16 protein-coding genes and 1 tRNA gene are annotated in these 20,161 nt (G+C 60.6%); 5 read left to right on the plus strand and 12 right to left on the minus strand.

The annotated features are described in order from the left end of the window. Positions 1–2: 2 nt before the first annotated feature. Positions 3–500 carry a pantetheine-phosphate adenylyltransferase gene (gene coaD, locus ABID16_RS04895; RefSeq protein ID WP_354555215.1) on the minus strand — a complete coding sequence of 166 codons (498 nt, stop codon included), beginning with the start codon at positions 498–500 and terminating at the stop codon, positions 3–5. A 376-nt stretch (positions 501–876) separates the two neighbouring features. On the opposite strand from coaD, the gene ABID16_RS04900 reads away from it, so the two are divergent. Continuing rightward, complete coding sequence (locus ABID16_RS04900) at positions 877–1,014, plus strand: hypothetical protein (RefSeq protein WP_354555216.1); 138 nt, start codon at positions 877–879, stop codon at positions 1,012–1,014. A gap of 124 nt (positions 1,015–1,138) precedes the next feature. On the opposite strand, the gene ABID16_RS04905 is transcribed toward ABID16_RS04900, so the two are convergent. Genes ABID16_RS04905 through ABID16_RS04915 form a run of 3 tightly spaced genes read right to left on the minus strand, consistent with a single transcriptional unit; the run spans position 1,139 to position 5,304 of the window. Beyond that, positions 1,139–1,414 (minus strand): hypothetical protein, encoded by a 276-nt coding sequence (locus ABID16_RS04905; protein WP_354555217.1) that lies wholly within the window; start codon positions 1,412–1,414, stop codon positions 1,139–1,141. Positions 1,415–1,455: 41 nt separating this feature from the next. Beyond that, entirely contained in the window at positions 1,456–4,959 is a 3,504-nt protein-coding gene (gene mfd / locus ABID16_RS04910; protein ID WP_354555218.1) for a transcription-repair coupling factor, read from the minus strand. 39 nt (positions 4,960–4,998) lie between these two features. Further along, the gene (locus ABID16_RS04915; protein WP_354555219.1) at positions 4,999–5,304 is read right to left on the minus strand and encodes an FAD assembly factor SdhE; all 306 of its coding nucleotides are present in this window, start codon (positions 5,302–5,304) and stop codon (positions 4,999–5,001) included. Positions 5,305–5,397: 93 nt separating this feature from the next. Here ABID16_RS04915 and recG point away from each other — a divergent pair, with 93 nt between their 5' ends. Then, complete coding sequence (recG, locus tag ABID16_RS04920; RefSeq protein WP_354555220.1) at positions 5,398–7,503, plus strand: ATP-dependent DNA helicase RecG; 2,106 nt, start codon at positions 5,398–5,400, stop codon at positions 7,501–7,503. A gap of 10 nt (positions 7,504–7,513) precedes the next feature. Here the strand turns inward: recG and ABID16_RS04925 are convergent, their stop codons facing one another. The 6 genes from ABID16_RS04925 to pcsA all read right to left on the minus strand — a co-directional run bounded on the left by ABID16_RS04925 (position 7,514) and on the right by pcsA (position 15,805). Continuing rightward, positions 7,514–9,592: a methyl-accepting chemotaxis protein gene (locus ABID16_RS04925; protein WP_354555221.1), complete on the minus strand. Its 2,079-nt coding sequence runs from the start codon at positions 9,590–9,592 to the stop codon at positions 7,514–7,516. Between the two features lie 161 nt (positions 9,593–9,753). Next, positions 9,754–10,419 carry a DUF502 domain-containing protein gene (locus ABID16_RS04930; protein ID WP_354555222.1) on the minus strand — a complete coding sequence of 222 codons (666 nt, stop codon included), beginning with the start codon at positions 10,417–10,419 and terminating at the stop codon, positions 9,754–9,756. A gap of 173 nt (positions 10,420–10,592) precedes the next feature. Then, positions 10,593–12,419, minus strand: coding sequence for a glutamine--fructose-6-phosphate transaminase (isomerizing) (glmS, locus tag ABID16_RS04935; protein ID WP_354555223.1), 1,827 nt, complete (start codon positions 12,417–12,419; stop codon positions 10,593–10,595). 105 nt (positions 12,420–12,524) lie between these two features. Further along, positions 12,525–13,889: a bifunctional UDP-N-acetylglucosamine diphosphorylase/glucosamine-1-phosphate N-acetyltransferase GlmU gene (gene glmU, locus ABID16_RS04940; protein WP_354555902.1), complete on the minus strand. Its 1,365-nt coding sequence runs from the start codon at positions 13,887–13,889 to the stop codon at positions 12,525–12,527. 93 nt (positions 13,890–13,982) lie between these two features. Then, positions 13,983–15,059: a BMP family ABC transporter substrate-binding protein gene (locus tag ABID16_RS04945; protein ID WP_354555224.1), complete on the minus strand. Its 1,077-nt coding sequence runs from the start codon at positions 15,057–15,059 to the stop codon at positions 13,983–13,985. A 14-nt stretch (positions 15,060–15,073) separates the two neighbouring features. Further along, entirely contained in the window at positions 15,074–15,805 is a 732-nt protein-coding gene (gene pcsA, locus ABID16_RS04950) for a phosphatidylcholine synthase (protein ID WP_354555225.1), read from the minus strand. Positions 15,806–15,971: 166 nt separating this feature from the next. Between pcsA and ABID16_RS04955 the strand changes: the two genes are divergently transcribed. Continuing rightward, the gene (locus ABID16_RS04955) at positions 15,972–17,183 is read left to right on the plus strand and encodes a UbiH/UbiF family hydroxylase (protein WP_354555226.1); all 1,212 of its coding nucleotides are present in this window, start codon (positions 15,972–15,974) and stop codon (positions 17,181–17,183) included. Here the strand turns inward: ABID16_RS04955 and ABID16_RS04960 are convergent. Next, entirely contained in the window at positions 17,151–18,113 is a 963-nt protein-coding gene (locus tag ABID16_RS04960) for an AEC family transporter (protein WP_354555227.1), read from the minus strand. The two genes, ABID16_RS04955 and ABID16_RS04960, sit on opposite strands and share 33 nt — an antisense overlap. Before the next feature lie 33 nt (positions 18,114–18,146). Further along, positions 18,147–18,896, minus strand: a complete 750-nt coding sequence (locus ABID16_RS04965; protein WP_354555903.1) for a cytochrome c biogenesis CcdA family protein — start codon at positions 18,894–18,896, stop codon at positions 18,147–18,149. Between the two features lie 220 nt (positions 18,897–19,116). Between ABID16_RS04965 and ABID16_RS04970 the strand changes: the two genes are divergently transcribed. Then, positions 19,117–19,192: transfer RNA gene (locus ABID16_RS04970), tRNA-Lys, on the plus strand. A gap of 190 nt (positions 19,193–19,382) precedes the next feature. Then, a complete protein-coding gene (lexA, locus tag ABID16_RS04975; RefSeq protein WP_354555228.1) occupies positions 19,383–20,093 on the plus strand; it encodes a transcriptional repressor LexA in 711 nt (236 codons plus the stop codon). Positions 20,094–20,161 lie beyond the last annotated feature (68 nt).

Here is a 20,161-nt window from a genome sequence, read left to right on the forward strand (position 1 = left end):
ATTCAGGGGCGCGCCGTCTTGGCGGTGAGCGCCTTGAGGACGGCGGCAGGAACGAAGGCGCTAACATTGCCGCCCATGAGGGCGATCTGCCGCACCAATGTGGCGGTAATGGGCCGCGAAGTGGCACCCGCGGGCACAAACACTGTCTGAATGTCGGGTGCCATCTGGCTGTTCATGCCGGCCATCTGCATTTCGTAGTCGAGATCGGTGCCATCACGCAGGCCGCGGATCAGCACTGAGGCGCCCGCCTGGCGTGCCGCATCAACCGCAAGATTGGCGAAAGAGATCACCTCGATCCGGCCTTCCGCATTGGGCAGCACGGCCATGACTGAACTGCGGATAAGCTCCGACCGTTCCTCGAAGGTGAAGAGCGGCGCCTTGCCGGGATGGATGCCGATGCCGACAATCACCCGCTCGCACAGGTTCAATGATTGCAGAAGCACATCGAGATGACCGTTGGTCATCGGATCGAATGAACCTGGATAGAAAGCGACGGTCATGCGAGCCCCAAGAATGTTCGGCGCCTTTTGTCACGGATGCTCTTCGGCTGCAAGCAAAATGGCCCGAACCGGGGCGGCAGAAAAGCTGAACGCCCTATGAATGCACCATTCAAGGATGCTTCAGCCTCGCCCTCATACTCTGTCAACCATGCCGGACGAAGGAAGCCGGATGGAACCAAATTAGAGTTCCGGCGTTGAGGATTTGGAAATGCTTGCCGTGTTGATGATTGGTGCAGCAACAGCCGCTCTTGGACTTGAACTGCTTCTCGAAAGCCAGTTCGGGACAGAATTGAAAGAACGCGTTGTCACCTTTGTAACTGCGTCAACCCGGCGAACCGTACGATAAACCGGACACGGAACCTGAAGGAGAACTGAAATGCTCATCATGTCAGCGCTTGCCGGATTGATCGCCGCCATGTTCACCGCTTCCTTCGCTGCAACCTTTGTTGCAATGCGTAACGAAGATGTGAGCAGCCAAGACGCGCAAAACGGGTATAATCGACCCGTGTTCTGAAATTATTGAAGGCCTCCAGCCTTAAAGACGAAGCCGGATGGGTTCCCTGCCCCATCCGGCTTTTCTTTTGTCAATTTCACCGGTCCGTTCCTGACGAATTCTGAACGCGAGATGAACGCACCGTTCAAGCTGGTTTCAGTTGCAGTGCAATAAAACCGTCATCAATGGCGCTGAAATCTCCCATTCGGCGCACAAGACATGAGGTGATGAAATGTTTGCAGTTCACATGATCCTTTCCGTAATCGTTCCCGTAGGACTGATCGCGACGATCGCCATTATCGGCGAACAGCGCAATGTCCGCCGCATCAGCGCGCGCAACATGAAGTTCGCTGCTGGCGTTGCGAAGTAATCTGAAGAACGACTGACCCCAGTCTTTGAACCGGATGGCTTCCCTGACCATCCGGTTTTTTTCTGCGTGTGGCGTCTGGCGATTGGCCGAACTCAGCCCTTCGCAAAGCCCGCAAGCTGGGTCATGATCTGGGCTGCGGCGACCAGGCGCCGCTCCGGCTGGGGCAGGTCGCGCATCAGGAAGACGCTCTGGTCGGGCCTGATCTTCGCCATCGAGCCCTGCTTGGCGATATAGCCGACAAGCGCTGCCGGGTTGGGGAATTCCTTGTTGCGGAACTGGATGACCACGCCCTTCGGCCCGGCATCGAGCTTCTCGACATTGGAGATACGGCACAGGCCCTTGATATAGACCACTTTCAGGAGATGCTGGACTTCCATCGGCAGCGGGCCGAAGCGGTCGATCAGTTCCGCGCCGAAGGCGTCGATCTCGGACGGTTCGGAGATTTCGCCGAGACGACGATAAAGGCCAAGGCGCAGATGCAGGTCCGGCACATAGTCTTCGGGGATCATCACCGAAGCCCCGACCGAGATCTGTGGCGACCAGCCGGTGTCGGCGATCTCGTCAATGCCCTTCACCTCGGCCACTGCCTCTTCCAGCATCTGCTGGTAAAGCTCGAAGCCGACTTCCTTGATATGGCCGGACTGTTCTTCGCCGAGCAGATTGCCGGCACCCCGAATGTCGAGGTCGTGGCTCGCAAGCTGGAAGCCGGCGCCCAGCGTATCGAGCGATTGCAGCACCTTCAGCCGGCGTTCGGCCGTCTGCGTCAGCACCTTGTTGACCGGCAGCGTGAAGAGCGCGAAGGCGCGCACCTTGGAACGGCCAACGCGGCCGCGCAACTGGTAAAGCTGGGCGAGACCGAACATGTCGGCGCGATGCACGATCATCGTGTTGGCGGTCGGCACGTCGAGGCCGGATTCGACGATGGTGGTCGAGAGCAGCACGTCATACTGGCCGTCATAGAAAGCGTTCATCACGTCTTCCAATTCGCCTGCCGCCATCTGGCCGTGGGCCACGGCGACCTTCAGCTCCGGTACGTTCTCCGTCAGGAATTCATGAATTTCCGACAGGTCAGTGAGACGCGGGCAGACATAGAAGCTCTGACCGCCGCGATAATGCTCACGCATCAGCGTCTCGCGGATCACCAGACCGTCAAAGGGCGAGATGAAGGTGCGGACCGCCATACGGTCCACCGGTGGCGTGGTGATGAGCGAGAGTTCGCGCACGCCGGTCATGGCGAGCTGCATGGTGCGCGGGATCGGTGTCGCGGAGAGCGTCAGGACGTGGATGTCCGACTTCAGCTCCTTCAGCCGCTCCTTGTGCTTCACGCCGAAATGCTGCTCCTCATCGATGATCAAGAGACCGAGATTGGCGAACTTGATACCGCTGCCGAGCAGTGCATGCGTGCCAACGACAATGTCGGTCTTGCCGCTTGCCAGTTCTTCCTTCGTGAGCGCCAATTCCTTTGACGTCACCAGACGCGAGGCCTGATTGATGCGGATCGGCAGCCCGCGGAAGCGCTCGACGAATGTCTTGTAATGCTGGCGCGCGAGCAGCGTGGTCGGCACGACCACGGCGACCTGAACGCCGTTCATGGCCGCGATGAAGGCGGCGCGCAGTGCGACTTCCGTCTTGCCGAAGCCGACGTCACCGCAGACCAGACGATCCATCGGCTTGCCCGCGCCCAGATCTTCGCGCACCGCCTCGATGGCCGTCAGCTGGTCGTCCGTCTCGTCATAGGGGAATCGGGCGGCGAATTCATCATAGATGCCATCGGGTGCCGCCAGCACCGTCGCATGGCGCGTCAGCCGCTCGGCGGCGATGCGGATGAGATGGCCAGCCATGTCGAGCAGGCGCTTCTTCAGCTTGGCCTTGCGCGCCTGCCAGGCCACACCGCCAAGCTTGTCGAGCGGCACTTCCGTTCCCTCGCCGCCGAAGCGCGAGAGCAGATCGATGTTTTCGACCGGCAGGAAGAGCTTCGCGCCTTCGGCATATTGAAGCTCCAGGCAGGCATGCGGCGCGCCGGCTGCCTCGATGGTGCGGAGCCCCACAAAGCGGCCAATGCCGTGTTCGGCGTGAACGACGATCGCGCCTTCGTCGAGGCCCGCCACTTCCGAGATATAGTCCGCACCGCGCTTGCGGCGCTTGGCCCGGCGCACCATGCGGTCGCCGAGAATGTCCTGTTCGCCGACAATGACGACATCGCCCGCCTCGAAGCCGCTTTCCAGCGACAGCACCGCGGCGGCGGCCTCGCCTTTGTCGAGCGACTTCAGTTCCGAGAAAGCCTTTATCGGCTTGATGCGCGCGAGGCCGTGTTCACTCAAGACCTGAAGCAGGCGATCGAGCGAACCTTCCGACCAACCGGCGATGACAACCTTGCCGCCGCTCGCGCGCTTGTCAGAGATATGCTTGACGGCGAGTTCGAAGACATTGACGCGCTCGCCCGTCTCCTCTGTGCCTTGCGCCTTCGCCCAGCGTGGACCGGGACGCGCATCCGGCGTCATCACCTTGCGGCCGGCAAGCTCATCCTCGGCAAAGGGCGTCATGCGGATCGCGCCGCGCGCGGCTAGCATCTGCGACAGCCCTTCCGCGTTCAGATAAAGCAGCTCCGGCGGCACGGGCTTGTAGGGTGCCGATTGCGCCGTCTTGCCCCTGCCCGGTTCGCCGGCAGCCTTGCGCGCCTCGTAATAGTCTTCGATCAGGCTGGCGCGCTCGCGCGCGGCCTCTTCCAGCGTATGGTCGGTGACGATGCGGAAGTTTTCGATCTGGTCGAGAACGGTGTCCAGCTCTTCGTAATAGAGCGGCAGCCAGTGCTCCATGCCGGCAAAGCGGCGGCCTTCGGAGACAGCCTGATAGAGCGCATCGTCACGGGTGGCCGCGCCGAACATCGAGAGATAGTTCTTGCGGAAGCGGCTGATCGTTTCCGGCGTCAGCGACACCTCGCTCATCGGGTTGAGATCAAGCGACCGCGCCTGCCCGGTCGTGCGCTGGCTCGCCGGGTCGAAATGGCGGATCGTTTCCAGCGTGTCGCCGAAGAAGTCCAGCCGCACCGGCTCCGCCTCGCCCGGCACATAGACATCGAGAATGCCGCCGCGCACGGCAAATTCGCCGACCTCGCGAACAGTCGGCACGCGCTCGAAGCCGTTCCGCTCCAGCCGTGCCGCGATGTCCTCCATGCGGATGACCTGACCGGGCCGGGCCGAGAACGCCAGCGCCTCGATGATGTCGCGCGGCGGTACTTTCTGCAGGACCGCGTTGGCGGTTGCCAGCAGGATTGTCGCATGCGGCTGCTTTGCGTGACGCGTCAGCGCGGCGAGCGTCGAGAGCCGCTCGGCCGCGACATCGGCACCGGGCGACACACGGTCATAGGGCAGGCAGTCCCAGCCGGGCAGAGTCAGCACCGGAATGTCGGGCGCGAAGAAGGAGAGCAATTGCGTGAGATCGGCCAGCCGCTGCCCGTCCGAGACGAGATAGGCAATGGCGGCACCCGAACGCGCCATGTCGGCGAGGATCATCGCTTCCATACCGGGCGGAACCGCCGCCACGGCAGCCGGGCCGTCTGCGGCCAGAAGCTTCTTCACGTCCAGCGGAGATGTCATCGGGCTTGCTCGTTCAATGGAAACAGAGGATCTGAGGGATCAGGATTGCGGCTTCAGGATCGGGTCGAAGTCCGGGCGGTAGGAGGCGATGCGTTCGAAGAGCGGTGTTTGATAGACCTCCGGCACCGGCTTTTCGCCCGTGATATATTTCACGAGATCCGCATCCTCTTCGGCCATGATGCGTTCCAGCTCGTCGAGTTCCTCGTCCGAGAGCGTCGCGATCTCGTCGTCGGCGAACTGGCCGAGGATAAGGTCCATCTCGCGGATGCCGCGATGCCAGGCGCGAAAGAGAATGCGCTTGCGGCGCGGCGAGATGTCGGCGCTCGAACGTGTCGTTCCGGTCATGCTTCGTTCCTCAACAATGAGGGTCTCTATAGTCCTTGGAAATCGCCTTGTCAGCCTTGCATTTACGCGAATTTGCGGGGCATGGTTCGGGTCATGAGACCCGCGATCCTCGATCCGCTTTTTGCGCCGCTGTCCACGCTTCCCGGTATCGGGCCGCGCATGGGCGAGCTTTATGCAAAGCTATTTGATCGCGAAAATATAGACGATTGCAGGGTCTTGGACCTTGTTCTTCATGTCCCGTCTTCGCTGATTGATCGCCGCAACCAGCCGGGCATCGCGCTGGCGCCGGAAGGCGCCATCGTCACGATCAAGGGTTTCGTCGACCGCCACCAGCCACCGCCGCGCGGCAATGCTTCCGCGCCGTACCGGGTTTTCATCCACGACGAGACCGGCGAACTGGCGCTGACCTATTTCCGCGTCAAGGGCAACTGGCTAGAGAAGGCACTGCCCGTTAGCGCGGATGTCATCGTCTCCGGCAAGGTCAACTGGTTCAACGGCCGGCCCTCCATGGTCCATCCCGACTATGCGGCGACGGTGGAAGACATGGAAAAGCTGCCGCTGGTCGAGCCGGTATATCCGATGACGGCGGGGCTTTCGCCGAAGGCGTTGCGTAAGACCATCGAGGCGGCCGTCGAGCGCCTTCCCGATCTGCCCGAATGGCTGGATGCATCGGTGACTGCCAAGCACAGCTTCCCTTCAGTCAAGGAGAGCTTCGAGCGGCTGCACCATCCCCGCGACGCCGCCGATCTCGACCTGCAGGCGCCTGCCCGGCGCAGGCTCGCCTATGACGAATTTCTCGCCGGACAGATTTCGCTCGCGCTGGTTCGGCAAAGGCTGCGCAAGGCGGCGGGCATTCCGGTTCATGCAACCGGTGAGCTCTCCGCACGCATCCGCAAGGCCATGCCGTTTTCGTTGACCGGAAGCCAGGAGGCCGCCGTTCAAGCCGTGCTGGACGACATGGCGGGCGATCAGCGGATGCTCAGGCTTTTGCAGGGCGACGTCGGCTCCGGCAAGACGGCCGTGGCACTGATGGCCATGGCGGCAGCGGTCGAGGCCGGCGGTCAGGCCGTGTTGATGGCGCCGACGGAAATCCTGGCAAGGCAGCATCTTGAGACAATTCAAAAATATACCGCAAATACAAATATTTCAGTTCTTCTGCTGACAGGCAAGATGAAAGCGGCGGAGCGGCGCGAAGCGCTTGAGCGAATCGAAAGCGGTGACGCCAATATCGTCATTGGCACGCACGCGCTGTTTCAGGACAACGTGAACTACGCCAATCTCCTGCTCGCCGTCGTGGACGAACAGCATCGCTTCGGGGTGCATCAACGCCTGCGGCTGACGGCCAAAGGCCTCTCGCCGCATATGCTGGTCATGACCGCGACACCGATTCCCCGCACGCTCGTGCTCGCGGCCTTCGGCGACATGGATGTTTCCAAGCTCACCGAGAAGCCGGCCGGCCGCAAGCCGATCCAGACGGCGGTCATTCCCATGGAACGCCTAAGCGACATCGTGGAGCGGTTGCGGGCGGCCACGTCCGAGGGCAAGAAGGCCTATTGGATCTGTCCGCTGGTCGAGGAATCCGATGTGTCCGATCTCATGTCGGCGGAGGAGCGGCACGCCGTTCTTACCAAGGCGCTCGGGCAGCGCATCGGCCTCGTCCATGGCCGGATGAGCGCTGCGGAGAAGGACGAGGCCATGGCGCTCTTCAAGAGCGGCCAGACCCGCCTCCTCGTCGCCACCACCGTCATCGAGGTTGGCGTCGATGTGCCGGACGCGACGATCATGGTGATCGAACATGCCGAACGTTTCGGTCTCGCCCAGCTCCACCAGTTGCGCGGGCGTGTCGGACGCGGCGATGAGGCCTCGACCTGTCTTCTGCTCTACAAGGGGCCGCTGAGTGAAAACGGCCGCGCCCGGCTCAACATCATGCGGGAGACCGAGGACGGGTTCCTGATCGCCGAGGAGGACCTCAAGCTTCGCGGTGAAGGTGAGCTTCTCGGCACCCGCCAGTCGGGCACGCCGGGCTTTCATCTGGCAAGCCTCGAGGCGCATGGCGACCTGCTGGAGATGGCGCGCAAGGATGCGGCCTATATCCTGACCAAGGACCCGAACCTTGAAGGCGAACGCGGGAACCGCATTCGTGAACTGCTCTATTTCCATCGCCGCGATGAAGCGATCCGGTTCCTGCGCGCGGGGTGATTTTCCCCACTCATCCCTCGATGCGTCGAAGCCTGTTCAGGTCCTGATCCACCTGGGCCATCATCTGCTTCTGGCGGCTGGCGATGGATTCCGCCTGCCCCATGATGGCATTGATGGACTCGAAGCCTTTGAAGAGGCCCGTCAACTCGCCGGCAATCCCTGAATAGCCGTCCTGCGCGCGCAACAACTTGTCTTCCGACGTCTGGATGCGTTGGCCGAGTAGTTTCATCGAAGCTTCGACCTGATCGAGCGAGGTGCGGCTTTTGTCGAGAGTCGTCTTGGTGTCGGTCGCCAGATTGCGGACCTCGTTGGCCACGATGGCGAAGGCCTTGCCCGCCTCCCCGGCACGCGCTGCCTCGATGGTGGCATTGAGAGACAGAAGATTGGTCTGCATCGTGATCTTGTCGATGACGCCGACGATGTCGTTCAGCTGCCGCATCATGTCGTTGACCTTGCCGAATTCCTCTTCGAGCTGGCCGCGATCGTCGCCGGTCGCCACTTCGGCTATGCGCCCAGCAATCCCGTCGCGCATGCCGGATACGCTCTCGCGCACATGGTTGGTCTCGCCGATCACGGTGTCGATCTGGTCCGTGAGATGCGAGGATTGACCGATGAAATCGGTGAGACGCCCGATGACCTTGCGGCGCACGCCGTCGATCATCATCTGCTGGTTCAGACGGCACTGGACGAAATAGCGGGCGAAGCGGGCATACTGGATGGCGAAGTTGCTGACAAAGGGATCGTGGAAGGGCTGCCCTTCTTCGACCCGGTAAAAGACAACCGCGGTCAGGGTCTGGTTGACGTTGATGCCCAGCAACTCGCCGAAGGTCGAGAAGCCGGCGGCCGGCACATTCCAGAAGCCATCCAGGCCGCGCAGCGAGCGCGCATTGTTCAGGCGGCGCAGGATGCAGTCATTGAGAACGGCGGCCACCGGGACCGGCTTGCCCTTGGCGAATTCCGCATAGTCGCGCCGCGTCTGCTCGGCGAAATCCGTGGCCTTCAGCAGATGCAATTCGTCGCCGGGATTCACGTCACAGTAAAAGTTGACAGTCCCTGCCTGCGGGTCGATGCCGGAGACGGAACGGACGAAATATTCGTCGCCCATGCGGATTGCGAAGGTGTAGCCGTCGAGTCGTGACTGAAGCTCTTCCGGGCGGCAGCGCATCATGGCGGCCATCGCTTCGGTGATCGGCTTGATCTCTGTCGTGCGGGTATCGATGGACGAGCGAACCTGTCGCGTCTCCGGGCTGGCCTCCATGATGGCGAGGCTCTGGCCGGTCGGCGTGAAGTTCTGGCTCTTGAAGATGCCGAAGCGGATGCCTTTGGCCATCTTGGCGAAGATGATCAGCGCATGGCCTTGCAGAAGGCGCTCGCCGTCGAAGATTCCAGTCGTCTGGAAGTCCAGCTTGCCGCCGGAGGAGCCACCGACGAAGAGGCATGGAAAGCGTCCCGCCTCGTAGACAGCTTCCATGAAGTAGTTTTCCGACGCGGAGAGACCGTCGATCAGGGTGAGCGCAATCGTGTCTTCGGGGTGGATGGAGAATTGCGGGCGCACATTGGCAATGTTGCGGACGATCTCGGCGACACGCACCTGCTGCGACTTGATGGGCGCGCCCTTGAGAATGTCCTCATTGGCCAGCGGAACCGAATGGACGGAGACGCGCTCGATAATATCCGGGCTGAAAGCCTGGATGACAACATTGTCCCAGCTTCCATCAGCGGAGCAGTAAAGCGGCGAGCCGCTCTGGCCATCGGCACAGAGCTCCCCGGCCGTCGTGACGGCGATGACGTTGCGGGTGCCACACTGCCCAGAGATTAACCTGCAGACGGCCTGGAAGTCGACATGGGGCGAGATGTAAGCCAAGACGAGGCTGGCGGGTCGTCCGGCGAATTCCCAGAATTCGGGTTCAATTCCGTCGAAGCGCGAATTCGTCCGCGCGACATGCATGGGATCGAAACCGGCTTCTTCGGGGAGCTCGTCGAAGGCTTCGACCTCCGGCTCGTAGGCCAAAGGCGGTGCGTCTATCTGTTCGCGCACAGTCTCCGGCACTCGTGCGACTTTTTCGTTTTTCCTGATGAGCCCGAACATGTTTCCCCCGCAGCTTGCCGACAGCAGTTGCGAGAATTCGCGCCAATCATTTAAGGAACTATAAATTTAGGAACCGAACATCTTCAGAACTGTCTCACACTTGAGACAAGTCAATTCTGGCGTCGATTTTACGCCTATCAGACTGTCGAAAACAACACCGACTACTTCGAATCGCTCGGCACCAGACCGTATTCCGGCGTCACCAGACCGCCCGAAATGAGGAACTTTGTGGCGTCTTCGACGCTCATATCCAGCATGCGGATCTTCGATTTCGGAACGAAGAGAAGAAAGCCCGCGGTCGGTACAGGCGTCGGAGGAATGAAGACAGTGACAATCTCCTCCCCCGTATCAGAGAGGCGAAACGCGATCTCGCCGGTCACGTCCGACGATATGAAACCCATGGTCCACATGCCGGGCGATGGAAACTCCACGAGACCAACCTTGCGAAAGGAGGTCGACTGTTCATTCAACACAGTCTCGAAGATCTGCTTCAGGCTCTTGTAGAGAGTGCGCACCAGCGGCATACGATGCAGGATGGATTCGCCGAAACGGACGATGGAGCGGCCGATCAGGTTCTTGGCGAGGAAGCCGACCATCGTGATGAAGATGACGGCAACCAGCAGCCCAAAACCCGGAATGGCGAAGGGCAGGAACTGTTCGGGATTGTAGCGCGCCGGAATGTATGGGTTGACCCAGCTGTCGGCCCACTGAATGAACGACCAGGTGAGCCAGATGGTGATGGCAAGCGGTGCGCAGATGATAAGCCCGGTCAGGAAGTTGTTTCTGATGCGGGTCGCGAGGAATTCGCGTTTGGGTGCCTCGGACATTGCGCGTCGGGAGCCTTTCAGAATGCGGAAGCGACACGGCAAATCATGCCGCGCCGCACAAACAATGCCCCAGCCTGGGACGGCATGGCAAGCGCGAGACTGACGATTTTCAATCTGTTATCAGAACTTGTTGCGCAGCGGCATGGAGGGTGAACCTCCATGCCGCTGAACCCTCATTCCACCGTGACAGACTTTGCCAGATTGCGCGGCTGATCCACGTCGGTGCCCATGATCACGGCCGTGTGGTAGGCAATGAGCTGAACAGGAAGCGAATAGATCATCGGCGAGATAATCTCATCGACTTCCGGAAGCACGATGGTCGCCATCGTCTCGAGCGTAGAGGCGGCAGCGCCCTTGGCATCGGTGATGAAGACGATGCGGCCGCCGCGCGCGGCAACTTCCTGCATATTCGAGACCGTCTTTTCGAAGAAGCGGTCATGCGGGGCAATGACGATGACCGGCATTTCCTCGTCGATCAGCGCGATCGGACCGTGCTTCAGTTCGCCGGCGGCGTAGCCCTCGGCATGGATATAGGAGATTTCCTTGAGCTTCAGCGCGCCTTCCATGGCCAGCGGGTAGCTGGTGCCACGGCCGAGATAGAGCACATCCTTGCACTTGGACAGTTCGCGCGCGAGCGTCTCAACCTGCGGCTGGATGGAGTTCAACACGGCGCTCATGATGCGCGGCATTTCGATCAGGTGTTTGACGGCGGCGATTTCGTCCGCTTCGCTCATCGTGCCGCGCTGTCGCGCGGCACCGATGGCAAGCGCTGCGAGCGCAGTCAACTGGCAAGTGAAGGCCTTTGTCGAGGCAACTCCGATTTCCGGACCGGCCAGAATCGGGAAAACAGCATCGGATTCGCGGGCAATCGTCGATTCCTTCACGTTGACGACAGCACCGATCTTGAGGCCTTCCTGCTTGCAGTAGCGCAGCGAGGCGAGTGTGTCGGCGGTCTCCCCGGACTGGGAGATGAAGAGTGCAGCACCGTTCTTGGACAGCGGCATTTCGCGGTAACGAAACTCCGATGCCACATCGATCTCGACCGGCAGCCGCGCGAGACGCTCGAACCAGTATTTCGATACGAGGCCGGCGAGATAGGCCGTGCCGCAGGCGGAAATCGCCAAACGGTCTATGGCAGCGAAATCGATGGAGCCCGGCAGGTCTCGGACTTTCGTGCTGCCAAAATCGACATAGTGGCCGAGCGCGTGAGAAATCACCTCCGGCTGTTCGTAGATTTCCTTTTCCATGAAGTGGCGATGATTGCCCTTGTCGACGACATAAGCGGTCGCGGCAGAAATCTGCTTCGGACGTTCGACCGGATTACCGTCGAAATCCATGATCTCCACTTTGCCAGCCGTGAGGATCGCCCAATCGCCGTCGTGCAGATAGGAAATCTCGTTCGTGAAGGGCGAGAGCGCGATGGCATCCGAGCCCATGTACATTTCGCCTTTGCCATAGCCGACAGCGAGCGGCGGGCCCGAACGGGCGGCCATGATGGTGTCCGGCTCATCGGCGAAGATCAGCGCGAGAGCGTAAGCACCCGTCAGCCGCTTCAGCACCGACTGGACCGCATCGCGCTTAGGCTTGCCGGAAGCGATTTCGCGGGCAACCAACTGGGCGACCACTTCAGTATCAGTCTGAGAGGAGAACACCGCGCCACCGGCAATCAGTTCTTCCTTCAGCTCGGCAAAGTTTTCGATGATGCCGTTATGCACAATGGCGACATTTCCGACGAAATGCGGATGCGCATTGCTTTCGGTCGGCGCGCCGTGCGTGGCCCAACGCGTATGCGCGATGCCGATCTTGCCGGAGAGCGGGTTCTGGTCCAGCACCTTTTCGAGATTGAAGAGCTTGCCTTCGGCACGCCGGCGATCGAGTTTGCCATGGTCGATCGTCGCAACGCCTGCTGAGTCATAGCCACGATATTCGAGGCGCTTGAGCGCATCAACCAGACGACCTGCAACGGGCTCACGACCGACAATTCCAACAATTCCGCACATGCGGGGCATACTCCAGCAAATGATAATGAAGCGATTTCCTAGCGGATTTCGCCGATTGTGCAATCGGCGCGCCAGTCACATTCCGCAACTCTTGTTAATATGAAATCAGTTCCTTGCAGCCTTCAGTGCTGCACGGATGGCGGCAATCCGCTCGCGGATCAGCTTCGCCCTGCCCGGCTTCGTCTCCTGCCGCGCGCGGCCAAGCGCCAGAGCATCGTCAGGAACATCCGACGTGATCACGCTCCCGGAAGCGACGTAAGCGCCGTTCCCGACCTTGACAGGTGCCACGAGCGACGAGTTCGACCCGATGAAGGCGTTCTCGCCGATCTCGGTCAGATGCTTGTTCACGCCGTCATAGTTGCAGGTGATCGTGCCGGCGCCGATATTGGCCCCGGCACCGATCGTCGCATCGCCGATATAGGTCAGATGATTGACCTTCGCGCCCTTCCCGATATCGCCCTTCTTGACCTCGCAGAAATTGCCAACCTTGGAGTCCGGACCGAGGTTGGCCCCCGGCCGCAATCTTGCAAACGGACCGACCGTCGCACCACTCGAAACATGCGCTCCTTCAAGATGGCTGAAGGCATGGATGACGGCACCGCTCTCGACGGTGACACCGGGACCGAAAACGACGTTGGGTTCGATCAGCGCATCCTGACCGATGACGGTGTCATGCGACAGGAAAACGGTTTCGGGAGCCACCATGGTCACGCCTGAAAGCATGATCTCAAGGCGGCGGCGCTTCTGCCAGAGTGCTTCCAGTTCGGCCAGTTCGGCGCGCGTGTTGCAGCCGGCGAGTTCGTCTTCAGGCGCCACGATCGCCTTGGCCTTGCCGCCATTGGCCCGAGCAACTTCGACGATATCGGTCAGATAATACTCGCCCTTCACGTTGGAATTGCCGATCTTGAGGAGCAGTTCGAGCGCGCGACGACCGTTGATCGCCATCATGCCGCCGTTGCAGAGCGTGACCCGACGCTCCTCCTCGCTGGCATCCTTGTGTTCCCGGATCGCCAGCAGATCGCCGTCGCGCGTCAGAAGTCTCCCGTAACCTGTCGGATCAGCCGCCTCGAACCCGATCACGACGACGTCGTATCCTTCAGCCAGTCCCGCTCTTGCCCGGTTCAACGTTTCCGGCTCCACCAGCGGGCTGTCGCCAAACACAACGACAACATCGTCATAGCCGCGGGCTATGGCCTCCCTGGCCGCCAGAACCGCGTGCGCCGTGCCCAGACGCTCCGTCTGGACGTGGCTTTCGACTGCAATGCCGGCTTGCCTTGCAGCCGCCTCAACCTTGTCGGCATCCCGCCCCACCACAAGGCCCACATCGACAATACCCGCCGCCTTCAGCCTGGAGGCGACATGCCCGATCATCGGCAGGCCGCCGATCGGGTGAAGGACTTTACTGAGCGACGATTTCATGCGGGTGCTTTCGCCAGCGGCGAGGACAACGGCAAGGCAGGTGCGGGTCATGGGCGTCATGGGCGTCATGGGGCTCCGGTCAATTTTGGTGCGGCCCATCTAGCAGACTCGGGCGCGATTGCAAAATCTGACGGAGGCAGGCGTCTATTGCGCGGTCTTCGGAATGTCGCCGATCACGCCGAGGACGAAGAAATCCATCGAAAGGAGAACACTGTCGGCCGCCGTTTCATTCTTCTTCAACCATGTCTTGCTGGCCTGCGTGCGGACAGGTCCGTGGAAAGGCTGGAGGGAACCGTTCGCAATCTTCTGCTCGCTGGATTGGGCGAATTTCGCGACATCGGCCGGCATGTTCCGATAGGGCGCCATGGTGATGATACCAGTGGAAAGGCCGTCCCAGTTGACCTCGCCTGCCCAGCTTCCCTCAAGATACGCCTTCACGCGGGCGACATCGTAGGCGCCCCAGTTGTAAACTATGGCGGTCAGTTGCGCCAACTGTCCGATGCGGCTCAGATCGGCACCGTATCCAAAGGCACGCAGATTGCCGGTCTCGGCGACCTGCATGGGCGCGGTCGAGTCGGTTTGCTGCGTGACGATATCCATGCCGTCCGCCGCGGCCGCCCGTGCCGCCTTCGCCTCCTTGTCCGGATCGAACCAGCTTCCGGTCCAGTATACCTTTGTCTTGAAGCGCGGATCAACCGATTGGGCACCGAGCTCGAAGGCATTGATCCCCTGCATCACCTCCGGGATCGGGAAGGGCGCGATATAGGCTGCCTGCCCCGACTTCGACATCCTGGCGGCAATACGTCCGGTCAGGAAGCGGGCTTCGTAGAAGCGGGCATTATAGACCGCAACGTTTCGCGTGGTCTTGAAGCCGGCGAGATGTTCGAAGCGAACCGCCGGATACTTGGCGGCGGCGGCCAGCACGGCATCCATATAACCGAAGGCAGTGGCAAAGATCATGTTGCAGCCGGAAGCGGCCAGCCTGTCGAAAACAGGAATGGCAGCCGCACCTTCAGCTACGCTTTCCGTGAAGCTCGTCTCGATCTGGCCACCGAACTGCCGCTCGACTTCCTGACGCCCACGCTCCTGTGACTCAGACCAGCCGCCATCGCCTTTCAACCCCGGATAGACGAAGCAAATCTTCGGCTTGTCAGCCGCCTCCGCGAAACTCGCAAAGAGGATAAGCCCTGTCAGAGCGCCGGTGATCTTCATCACGCCCATGGCACGCCTCCCGATCAGTCGTCGCTTCGTCCGAGCGACGGAAATGCCTGCAGCACTGCCCCGATGACATAGAGATACAGTCCGCTGATGACCACGCCCCAGACCAGCCATTGCGGAGACTCGAAGTGCTTGAGAAGCGCCACCACGCTGAGCACGGACCAGATCGCGAATACGGAAAGGTTCAGAGGGCGAAGCCGCTTCACCCGGACAGGGTGAAGAAAATTGATCGGCAGGAAAGTGAGGAAGACGGACACGACGACGACGGCAAAGGCGGTCGCTTCGCTCGCCTTAATGACGAAGAGCGTGAAGACGACCATGTTCCACACGACGGGAAAACCAGAGAAGAAATTCTCGTCCGTCTTCATGCCCATGTCGGCATAGTAAATGGCGCTCGACACCACGATCAGCCCGGCGGCAACAAAGGACCAGGGCTCGCCGATCATGTGGCTCTGATAGAGCGCGAAAGCCGGCAGCAGAACATAGGTCACGTAGTCGATCACGTTGTCCAGCGTATCGCCCGACCAGTTGGGCAGCACTTCCTTCACCCGGACCTTGCGGGCGATCGGGCCGTCAATGCCATCCACGGCAAGCGCCAGACCAAGCCACCAGAACATGTCGACGAAACGCGTCTCTGCGGCCGCAACAACGCCCAGAAAGGCGAGAAAGGAGCCCGACGCCGTCAAAATATGAACGGAGAATGCGCGAATCTCAGCGTAAGGAACGCGCCGGTAATTGAAGATCTTCATCGATTCGCCGTTTCCACCTCGAACAACGTTCGCATTGTCCCAATTCAGGGGGGCGATACAAGATGTCGCGGAAAATAAGTTTCATCTGCTTGCAAAAAGCATGGAAGCAACGGGAGCGCCCCTCTATATGTTTCCTGAAACTTGAGAATTCTGAAGGTTTTCGATCATGGAACGCTTCGACATCGCCGTTGCCGGCAATGGTCTTGCCGGTCGCATCGCGGCCATCGCACTTTCAAGACTGGGTTACTCCGTGGCACTTGTAGGCCCGCCACCGGAGAACCAGGACGGGCGCACGACGGCATTGATGGACCAGTCCATAGCCTTTCTGGAAGGTCTCGGCGTATGGGAGAAGCTTGGCCCGAAATCCGCGGCGCTCAAGACCATGCAGATCATCGACGGCACGGACCGACTGTTTCGCGCGCCAACCGTCCCCTTCCGAGCCTCCGAAATCGGACTCGAAGCGTTCGGCTACAATTTCCCCAATTCGGCCGCGCTTGACGTCCTCGCCGACATCATAGTTCAGGACAGCAATATACATCCGATCGAAGGCAGGATTGCCGGCGCAGATTTGCACGACGATGCAGTGCTCATCCGTCTGGAAGACAGCCGCGAGATAGAAGCCGGCTTTGTCGTCGCAGCCGATGGACGCAAGTCCGTCTTGCGCGAGACTGCGGGTATTGCAGTGCGTCGCTGGTCCTATCCGCAGACCGCCGTGGTGCTGAACTTTGCCCACACGATCCCGCATGGCAATGTGTCCACCGAGTTTCATACGCCGACCGGACCGTTTACGCAGGTGCCCCTGCCCGGTCGCCGCTCCAGTCTTGTCTGGGTGCAGGCGCCGGCCGAAGCCGAAGCTTTCCTGGCACTCTCTCCGGAGGACGTCAGCCGCCGTATCGAGACGCGCATGCAGTCGATGCTCGGCAAGGTAACACTGGAGGGAATGCCGCAGGCCTGGCCGCTCTCAGGCATGACGGCACATCGGTTCGGCAAGGGGCGCATGGCGCTGATCGGGGAAGCCTCCCATGCCTTCCCGCCCATTGGCGCGCAGGGGCTCAATCTCAGCCTGCGCGACATCATGGCGCTTTGCGATCTGTTAGGCCTGAAACGCGATCACGATGGGCCGCTGGCCGTCGGCGAAGCCTTTGACCGGAAGCGCCGCACCGACATTCTGAGCCGCACCGCGAGCGTCGATCTTCTCAACCGGTCGCTGCTCTCCAATTTCCTGCCGGTTCAGCTTGTTCGCGCTGCGGGACTTCATCTGCTTGAACTTCTGCCGCCGCTTCGCGGCCTGGTCATGCAGGAAGGCGTGGCGCCGGGGCGCGGCTTTCGCGGGATATCGTCCAGCTTACGGGAAAAGATCGCCCGGAAGCGTGCCTGAGCGCATCAGATAAAGCAGGGCCGATACCGTCAGTACTGAAAAGAGCGTCGTGATCAGAACCGTTGCCGATGCTCGCTCCTGCCAGACGTCATATTGCTGGCCGATGACGAAAACGTTGGTCGCCGTGGGCAAGGCTGCCAGCAGCACCGCCGTCTGAATCCATACATGATCGAAATTTCCTGCCGCGCTGAGGCTCAGATACATGAGGGTCGGTAGCAGGATGAGTTTCGCAGGGACGATATAGACGATTTCGGCCGGAATCCGCTTCAATGGGCGCAACGCCAGTGTTACCCCCATTGCAAACAGTGCGCACGGAGCTGCTGCCTGCGCCAGATAGTCTATGAGGCGCTGCAACGGAACGGGTGGTTCCAGATGCATGGCTGCGGCAACGAAACCGAGCGCCGTCGCGATGATGAAGGGATGAAGCACGATGCGAAGCAGGATGTCGCGCGCCACCTGCCCCGGCGATTGGCTCTGCTTGCCGCCAAGCGCGATCAGAGCCGGTGCGACGATGAAATGCAGCATGTTCTCGAAGCAGAAAATCAGCGCAACAGGAACGGCGGCACGCTCGCCGAATGCCAGGAGCGCCAGACCGGGCCCCATATAGCCGATATTGCCATAGGCTGCGGCCAGCCCCTGCAGCGTCGCCTCCGGAATGCTGGCATCGCGGCCGAGCCATCCAATGACGAAGATGACGCCGAAGATCGCGTAGGTCGTGCCGACGTCGGTGACGATGAAATCGAACCGGGTCAATTGCTCGACGGGCGTTCTGGAAATCAGCTTGAAGAACAGCGCAGGCAGTGCGACGTAGACGATGAAGATATTCAGCCAGCCAAGCGCATCAGCGGGCATTTGCTTCCATCGGGCCACCACATAGCCGATCAGGATCAGCCCGAAGAATGGCAGTACAAGTCCCGTAATGTCCGCCATGTCGACGCCTCGTTCGGTTGCAATTTGAGCGAGTTAGCCGATTTGCCCGAGGATTGGAAAGGTCTGCTGGAACCAGATTGCGACATTGGCGACAAATCCGGTCAGAAATGCGATCCCGGTCAGCACCAGCAGCCCGCCCATGATCTTTTCCACAGCGCCCAGATGGCGGCGGAAACGCGACAGAAAACGCATGAAGGCGCCCGAGAAAAAGGCCGCGATCCAGAAAGGGACGGCCAGACCGAGCGAATAGACCGCCAGGAGGAATGCGCCCGAGCCAGCGGTGTCGGATGTCGCAGCGATGCCGAGAATCGCACCGAGAACCGGTCCGATGCAAGGGGTCCAGCCGAAGGCGAAGGCGAGACCCATGACATAGGCGCCCGACAGCGTCGCCGGCTTGGCCGATGACTGGAACCGCGCCTCGCGCGCGAGCAGTCCGATGCGGAAGAGGCCGAGAAAATTCAGACCCATGATGATGATGATCACGCCACCGATCTTGGCGAGCACGTCGATATACTGGCGAAGCAGCAGCCCGACCGCCGATGCGCCAGCGCCCAGCGCGACGAAAACGGTTGCAAAGCCAAGGGTGAAGAAGACGGAGGAGAGGATCACGGCATTGCGTGACCGGGCGTTCGCAGCACCCTGCCCGCCATTGCGGAAGTCCTCGACCGACACGCCGGCCATGTAGCAAAGATACGGAGGGACCAGCGGCAGCACGCAAGGAGAGAGGAAGGACAGGGCGCCTGCGAGAAGCGCGCTGAATAGCGAAATACCGGCAACCGTCAGCATGAACACTCCTTGCCCGCCGCCGTCGCCGCGGGAGGCCAAAAACGACGCCCATATAGACCCCACGCTCCTCACCCGCCAATCATCTTTTCGGCATCGCCGGAAAAAGCGCCAAATGGTCGCAGAAATGGCGATTTTGCGGGTTGACCCGGCAAGGCCTCCTGCATATGTTCCGCGAACTTTCCGGCCCGGTTCGCTATTGCGCACCGGACAGACGCGGGAGCGCGTAGCTCAGCCGGTAGAGCAACTGACTTTTAATCAGTAGGTCCAGGGTTCGAATCCCTGCGCGCTCACCACGTAACGTTTTGTCCATGCCGTTGAAGACAACCCACTCCGCAAGACACGGCTCCGTCAACTGGAGGGCCGTCTGCACTTTTTTGTTCCGCACGCATTACCGTTAATCGAACCTTAGCACCTTGCGGAACACATATGGAACATATAGTGTCCGTTCTGGATTTGTTTCATTTGATTCTTCGGGGTGATCCCATGCTGACGCGCAAACAACAGGAACTGCTTCTCTTCATCCACGAGCGGATGAAGGAGTCCGGCATCCCGCCGTCTTTCGATGAGATGAAGGATGCGCTCGATCTTGCTTCGAAGTCCGGTATCCACCGGCTGATCACGGCGCTTGAGGAACGCGGCTTTATCCGGCGGCTGCCGAACAGGGCTCGCGCGCTGGAGGTCATCAAGCTGCCGGAGGCCTATACACCGAGCCTTCAGCCGCGGCGAGGCTTCTCGCCCAGCGTGATCGAGGGAAGTCTCGGGAAGGTGCCGGAGCCACCGAAAGCGCCGACGCCGGCCAATGATGATGCCAGTGTTTCCGTTCCGGTCATGGGGCGGATCGCAGCAGGTGTTCCGATTTCCGCCATCCAGAACAACACGCATGAGATTGCGGTTCCCGCGCAGATGCTTGGGGGCGGAGAACATTACGCGCTGGAGGTCAAGGGCGATTCGATGATCGACGCCGGCATTCTGGATGGCGATACGGTCATCATCCGCAACACGTCCAATGCCAGCCCCGGCGAGATCGTTGTGGCGCTGATCGACGACGAGGAAGCGACCTTGAAGCGGTTCCGCCGCAAGGGCGCGTCAATCGCACTGGAGGCTGCCAATCCCGCTTACGAGACCCGCATTTTCGGGCCTGACCGGGTGAAGATTCAGGGCAAGCTCGTCGGGTTGATTCGGCGCTATCATTGATGCGCCGAGTGCCTCGTGCGAGCAGAGCGTTTCAGCATTTGATGGAAACATGAAACGCTCTATCTATG

It is taken from the genome of Limnomicrobium aquaticum (assembly GCF_040545545.1).
Taxonomy (GTDB): Bacteria; Pseudomonadota; Alphaproteobacteria; order Rhizobiales; family Rhizobiaceae; genus Ensifer_A; species Ensifer_A aquaticum.

What these genes read in the sequence shown, in the direction of transcription:
- ABID16_RS04905 (WP_354555217.1), bottom strand. Translation starts at nt 1,414, where the DNA reads ATGGTCAGGGAAGCCATCCGGTTCAAAGACTGGGGTCAGTCGTTCTTC.
- ABID16_RS04960 (WP_354555227.1), bottom strand. Translation starts at nt 18,113, where the DNA reads ATGGCGGACATTACGGGACTTGTACTGCCATTCTTCGGGCTGATCCTG.
- ABID16_RS04955 (WP_354555226.1), top strand. Translation starts at nt 15,972, where the DNA reads ATGGAACGCTTCGACATCGCCGTTGCCGGCAATGGTCTTGCCGGTCGC.
- ABID16_RS04925 (WP_354555221.1), bottom strand. Translation starts at nt 9,592, where the DNA reads ATGTTCGGGCTCATCAGGAAAAACGAAAAAGTCGCACGAGTGCCGGAG.
- pcsA (WP_354555225.1), bottom strand. Translation starts at nt 15,805, where the DNA reads ATGAAGATCTTCAATTACCGGCGCGTTCCTTACGCTGAGATTCGCGCA.
- ABID16_RS04915 (WP_354555219.1), bottom strand. Translation starts at nt 5,304, where the DNA reads ATGACCGGAACGACACGTTCGAGCGCCGACATCTCGCCGCGCCGCAAG.
- mfd (WP_354555218.1), bottom strand. Translation starts at nt 4,959, where the DNA reads ATGACATCTCCGCTGGACGTGAAGAAGCTTCTGGCCGCAGACGGCCCG.
- lexA (WP_354555228.1), top strand. Translation starts at nt 19,383, where the DNA reads ATGCTGACGCGCAAACAACAGGAACTGCTTCTCTTCATCCACGAGCGG.
- ABID16_RS04945 (WP_354555224.1), bottom strand. Translation starts at nt 15,059, where the DNA reads ATGGGCGTGATGAAGATCACCGGCGCTCTGACAGGGCTTATCCTCTTT.
- glmU (WP_354555902.1), bottom strand. Translation starts at nt 13,889, where the DNA reads ATGACCCGCACCTGCCTTGCCGTTGTCCTCGCCGCTGGCGAAAGCACC.
- ABID16_RS04900 (WP_354555216.1), top strand. Translation starts at nt 877, where the DNA reads ATGCTCATCATGTCAGCGCTTGCCGGATTGATCGCCGCCATGTTCACC.
- glmS (WP_354555223.1), bottom strand. Translation starts at nt 12,419, where the DNA reads ATGTGCGGAATTGTTGGAATTGTCGGTCGTGAGCCCGTTGCAGGTCGT.
- ABID16_RS04930 (WP_354555222.1), bottom strand. Translation starts at nt 10,419, where the DNA reads ATGTCCGAGGCACCCAAACGCGAATTCCTCGCGACCCGCATCAGAAAC.
- coaD (WP_354555215.1), bottom strand. Translation starts at nt 500, where the DNA reads ATGACCGTCGCTTTCTATCCAGGTTCATTCGATCCGATGACCAACGGT.
- recG (WP_354555220.1), top strand. Translation starts at nt 5,398, where the DNA reads ATGAGACCCGCGATCCTCGATCCGCTTTTTGCGCCGCTGTCCACGCTT.